The sequence below is a fragment of the Aromatoleum evansii genome (assembly GCF_012910805.1).
Classification (GTDB): Bacteria; Pseudomonadota; Gammaproteobacteria; order Burkholderiales; family Rhodocyclaceae; genus Aromatoleum; species Aromatoleum evansii.
Map to the genome: position 1 here is coordinate 1 of NZ_WTVK01000125.1, position 4,191 is coordinate 4,191.

Genomic DNA, 4,191 nt, shown 5'->3' on the forward strand with positions numbered 1-4,191 from the left:
GAGAATCCGCTTGCCGAACGGGCTGCGACGCAACTGCTGGAGTGGCTCGACGACCCCGACCGCCCCTTCGACCTACCGCTCGCGGAGCGCGGCACGGCGTTTCAGCGGCGGGTTTGGTCAGCGATTGCTGCCATCCCGCGCGGCGCGCATCGCACCTACGGTGAAATTGCCGCGGAAATCGGCAGCGCCGCACGCGCCGTGGGTCAAGCCTGTGGAGCCAACCCCTTCCCCATCATCGTGCCCTGCCACCGCGTGATGGCCGCCGGCGGAGGAATCGGGGGCTTTGCCAATTCGACCGGCGGCTACCTGCTCGACACCAAGCGCTGGCTGCTGCGCTTCGAGGCCTGCCGGTGAGCATCGAGAATGCGCTCGACGCCGCCACCCGGGCCGCACTCGACAGTTTCAACGACGCGATGTGGCTCGAGCACGGGCTCGCGCGCAATACCCTGGCGGGCTATCGCAGCGACCTCGCCCTATTCGCGTTCTGGCTCCATGAACGCGGCACCCAACTCCAGCAAGCAGGCCCACCCGACCTCGCAGCCTACCTCGCCGAATTCAGCCGCCGCGCCAAGCCCGCCAGCCAACGACGTCTGCTCGCCGCCTGGCGCCGGTATTACCGTCATCTGCTAGCCCAGGGGCGTATCGGGACCGATCCCACCACCCTGCTCGATCCGCCGATGCGCAGCGAGCGCTTTCCGAAGACCCTTACCGAAACACAGGTGGATTCCCTGCTCGCAGCACCCGACGTCACCACGCCCATCGGCCTGCGCGACCGCAGCATGCTTGAAGTGCTTTATGCCACCGGATTGCGAGTTTCGGAGCTTGTGGGACTCAAGATATTTTCCACCAGTCTCGCTGACGGTGTCGTCCGCGTAATGGGAAAAGGCAGCAAGGAACGGCTCGTTCCCCTCGGCGAGGAAGCCATCGACTGGCTTGGCAATTATCTGCGGGATGCCCGCCCGGACCTGCTCGCAGGGAAAAGCAGCGACGATGTATTCGTCAGCCGGCGCGGCAGCGGAATGACCCGCCAGATGTTCTGGCGCATCGTAAAACAATACGCGATGACCGCCGGCATTCCCGCCGCCAGCATCTCCCCGCACACCTTGCGCCACGCCTTCGCGACCCACCTCCTCAACCACGGCGCCGATTTGCGTGTAGTCCAGATGCTGCTCGGCCATGCCGACATATCGACGACCCAGGTCTACACGCACGTCGCACGAGAGCGCCTCAAGGCACTCCATTCCCTGCACCATCCGCGCGGATGAATCATTTCCTCAAATACGCTTTCAAACCAGATTCGCAATTCGGAGCACCATCATGAGCAAACAGGATACGCACGCACCCGAAACGCCGGCCACGCGTTTCCTCAAGCAGCACGGCGTCGCCTTTTCCGCGCACCTCTATGATTACGAGGCCCACGGAGGGACGAAAGTATCGTCGCGCGAGCTCAATGTTCCCGAACACGCCGTGGTCAAGACGCTGGTCATGGAAGATGAAAATGCCGCTCCGCTGATCGTGCTCATGCATGGCGATTGCAAGGTATCCACCAAGGAACTGGCACGCCAGACGGGCAGAAAACGCGTCGAACCCTGTGCCCCTGAAACTGCAAATCGGCACTCCGGCTACCTGGTCGGCGGCACATCCCCGTTCGGCTTGCGCAAACGCATGCCCATCTACATGGAACGCACGATTCTCGACCTCCCGCTCGTCTATATCAATGGGGGCCGACGCGGCTTTCTGGTCGGAGTCAGCCCCCACGAGATAATGCGCGTATTGCAGCCGGAACTGGTCAGCGCCTCGATTTGAACGCACTTTCCTGACGCCGATTACGATTTCAATTCGTCTCCTGATTCTAATTCGCCGAAATTGCTGGCAGAATAAGCGCAGCCAATCACCCTGACGCCAGTGAAGCACAGCGTACCCAAGGATGATTGCCCTGATCGGAAATCAGATCAATAACAATTGAAACCGGAGAAAACATGGAACTGGCCAAGATGTCGCTGACCGAATTGCGCCGCCTGCAATCCAAGGTCGAAACGGAGATCCGTCGACGCAGCGATTCCGCCCGCCGCGACCTCCTGAAGAAAATGCAGAAGATGGCGGCCGAGGAAGGCCTGTCGCTGAGCGACCTGCTCCCCAGCGCCGCGGCTGCGGAAGAAAAGAGTGCGCCCACCAAGCGCCGGACGAAAGCAGCAGGCAAGAAGGCCGCACCGGTCGCCGTGAAATACCGCAATCCGGCAAATCCGCAAATCGGCTGGAGCGGCCGCGGCCGCAAGCCGCAGTGGGTGATCGACTGGCTTGCCCAAAACAAGCCGCTCGCAGAACTCGAAGCCGTCGCGGCGAAATAAGCAGTCCGGGGCATTTGATGCCCCGACGAAGGCTTGTTGTTTCAGCCCGCGGCCGGAGGAAGGGAGACCCCATCCCGGCCGCGCTGGATATACACACCGACTCGTCGCACCCCTTTCATGACCCCCAGCTTGGCGATGCGTATCTTCACCCAGGGGGCACCGAATTCGTCGAACAGAAGCTTCACGACGAATTCTCCGAGGGTTTCTATCAGGTTGAAGTGACGCTCGGCGAGCTCCTTGCGGATTCGTTCGATCACCTCCGCATAGTCGATCGTGTCGGCGATGTCGTCCTGCTCCGCCGCCGAATCCGGGACTCCGAACGTGAGGTTGAGCTCCAGCGTCTGCGGTGCAGCCTTTTCGCGCGAATAGATGCCGACCCAGGCCTGTACCCTCAATTCCTCGATGAAAATGAAATCCATGTCGCTTCCCGATTAGAATCGCGGCAATTCTAGGTGAAAAAATGACCCTGCTGCTTCTATTGCTGGCCGCCTACCTGCTCGGCTCCATTCCCTTTGCCATCGTCTCCAGCCGCCTTTTCGGCCTCGCCGACCCGCGCAAGTACGGCTCCGGCAACCCGGGCGCCACCAATGTCCTGCGTAGCGGCAACAAGGCCGCCGCGTTGCTGACCCTGGTCGGCGACTGCGCCAAGGGGTGGCTCGCGGCATGGGGCGCCAGCCGCCTCGGCTTCGACGCCACCGACACAGCCCTGGCCGGCCTTGCGGCCTTCCTCGGTCACGTCTTCAGCGTGTTCTTGCGCTTCAACGGCGGCAAGGGCGTCGCCACCGCACTTGGCGTGCTGCTCGGGATCAACGCCTGGGTTGCACTGGCTGCACTGGCAACCTGGCTCGCGGTCGCATTCACCACTCGCTACTCGTCCGCCGCAGCCTTGTCCGCCGCACTGGCCACCCCCGTCGCCGGCTACGTCCTGCTGGGCCCCACGCCGGTGACCGGCGTTCTCGCGCTCATCGCGGCAATCCTGATCTGGCGCCACAACTCCAACATCCGCAAACTGCTCAACGGCACCGAAGGCCGCATCGGCGGTCGCAAGGCCTGAACGCACCCCGGTCGCGTCAGGCGGCACCTGGCGCACGCAACGCCGCCAACGGCCAGCGTGGGTACACCCGGACGGCACAGGCCGCCTCGGGCGCCTCGCCGGCCGCCATCCGGCGCCCCCCCGCAAAGGCAATCATCGCACCGTTGTCGGTACACAGCGCCGGCTCAGGGTAATACACCCTCCACCCCTTGCGTCGCGTTGCCGCGTCGAGACGCTGGCGCAGCTTGCGGTTGGCGCCCACGCCACCAGCCACCACCAGCCGCAACAGCCCCGTCAACTCCAGCGCCTTGAGCGCCTTGGTGCATAGCACGTCGACCACGGCTTCCTGAAAGTCGGCCGCCAGATCGGCAGCATCTTCGGGTTTCCACTCGGGACCGGAAACGACGTTCAGCACTGCAGTCTTCAATCCGCTGAAACTGAAATCGAGATCGCCGGACTTGAGCATCGGCCGCGGCAGCCGGAACCGCCCTGCGTGCCCGCGCTCGGCAAGCGCCGCCAATTGGGGGCCACCGGGATAACCGAGACCGATCAGCTTCGCCGTCTTGTCGAATGCCTCGCCCGCCGCGTCGTCGAGCGACTCGCCCAACAGGACGTACTCCCCAACCCCGGTCACCTGCATGAGCTGGGTATGTCCACCGGAAACCAGCAGCGCGACGAACGGAAACTCAGGCGGATCCGCGGACAACAGCGGCGACAGCAGATGCCCCTCGAGATGATGCACGGGCAGCACCGGGACACCCAGCGACATCCCCAGCGCCTCCGCGTAGCTTGCCCCTACCAGCAAAGCCC

At 63.6% G+C, this 4,191-nt stretch carries 7 protein-coding genes; 5 read left to right on the forward strand and 2 right to left on the reverse strand.

Features of this window, described 5'->3' with window-relative positions; genetic code table 11:
- The 4 genes from GO615_RS27170 to GO615_RS27185 all read left to right on the forward strand — a co-directional run.
- Positions 1-354: methylated-DNA--[protein]-cysteine S-methyltransferase (locus GO615_RS27170; protein ID WP_169132970.1), on the forward strand; the 354-nt coding region annotated here is incomplete at its 5' end.
- Positions 351-1,265, forward strand: a complete 915-nt coding sequence (xerD, locus tag GO615_RS27175) for a site-specific tyrosine recombinase XerD (RefSeq protein WP_169132971.1) — start codon at positions 351-353, stop codon at positions 1,263-1,265. The genes GO615_RS27170 and xerD, both read left to right, overlap by 4 nt.
- A gap of 52 nt (positions 1,266-1,317) precedes the next feature.
- Positions 1,318-1,806 carry a Cys-tRNA(Pro) deacylase gene (gene ybaK / locus GO615_RS27180; protein ID WP_169132972.1) on the forward strand — a complete coding sequence of 163 codons (489 nt, stop codon included), beginning with the start codon at positions 1,318-1,320 and terminating at the stop codon, positions 1,804-1,806.
- A 173-nt stretch (positions 1,807-1,979) separates the two neighbouring features.
- Complete coding sequence (locus GO615_RS27185; RefSeq protein WP_169132973.1) at positions 1,980-2,348, forward strand: H-NS histone family protein; 369 nt, start codon at positions 1,980-1,982, stop codon at positions 2,346-2,348.
- A gap of 41 nt (positions 2,349-2,389) precedes the next feature.
- Here the strand turns inward: GO615_RS27185 and GO615_RS27190 are convergent, their stop codons facing one another.
- Positions 2,390-2,767, reverse strand: a complete 378-nt coding sequence (locus GO615_RS27190; RefSeq protein WP_169132974.1) for a dihydroneopterin aldolase — start codon at positions 2,765-2,767, stop codon at positions 2,390-2,392.
- 41 nt (positions 2,768-2,808) lie between these two features.
- On the opposite strand from GO615_RS27190, the gene plsY reads away from it, so the two are divergent.
- The gene (gene plsY / locus GO615_RS27195; RefSeq protein ID WP_169132975.1) at positions 2,809-3,402 is read left to right on the forward strand and encodes a glycerol-3-phosphate 1-O-acyltransferase PlsY; all 594 of its coding nucleotides are present in this window, start codon (positions 2,809-2,811) and stop codon (positions 3,400-3,402) included.
- 16 nt (positions 3,403-3,418) lie between these two features.
- Here the strand turns inward: plsY and tsaD are convergent.
- Positions 3,419-4,191, reverse strand: a 773-nt coding sequence (tsaD, locus tag GO615_RS27200; RefSeq protein WP_169132976.1) for a tRNA (adenosine(37)-N6)-threonylcarbamoyltransferase complex transferase subunit TsaD, incomplete at its 5' end; no start/stop codon positions are given.

Bases quoted from the DNA above. Each gene is read 5' to 3' on its own strand.
- ybaK (WP_169132972.1), top strand. From the start codon at position 1,318: ATGAGCAAACAGGATACGCACGCACCCGAAACGCCGGCCACGCGTTTC.
- GO615_RS27190 (WP_169132974.1), bottom strand. From the start codon at position 2,767: ATGGATTTCATTTTCATCGAGGAATTGAGGGTACAGGCCTGGGTCGGC.
- GO615_RS27185 (WP_169132973.1), top strand. From the start codon at position 1,980: ATGGAACTGGCCAAGATGTCGCTGACCGAATTGCGCCGCCTGCAATCC.
- plsY (WP_169132975.1), top strand. From the start codon at position 2,809: ATGACCCTGCTGCTTCTATTGCTGGCCGCCTACCTGCTCGGCTCCATT.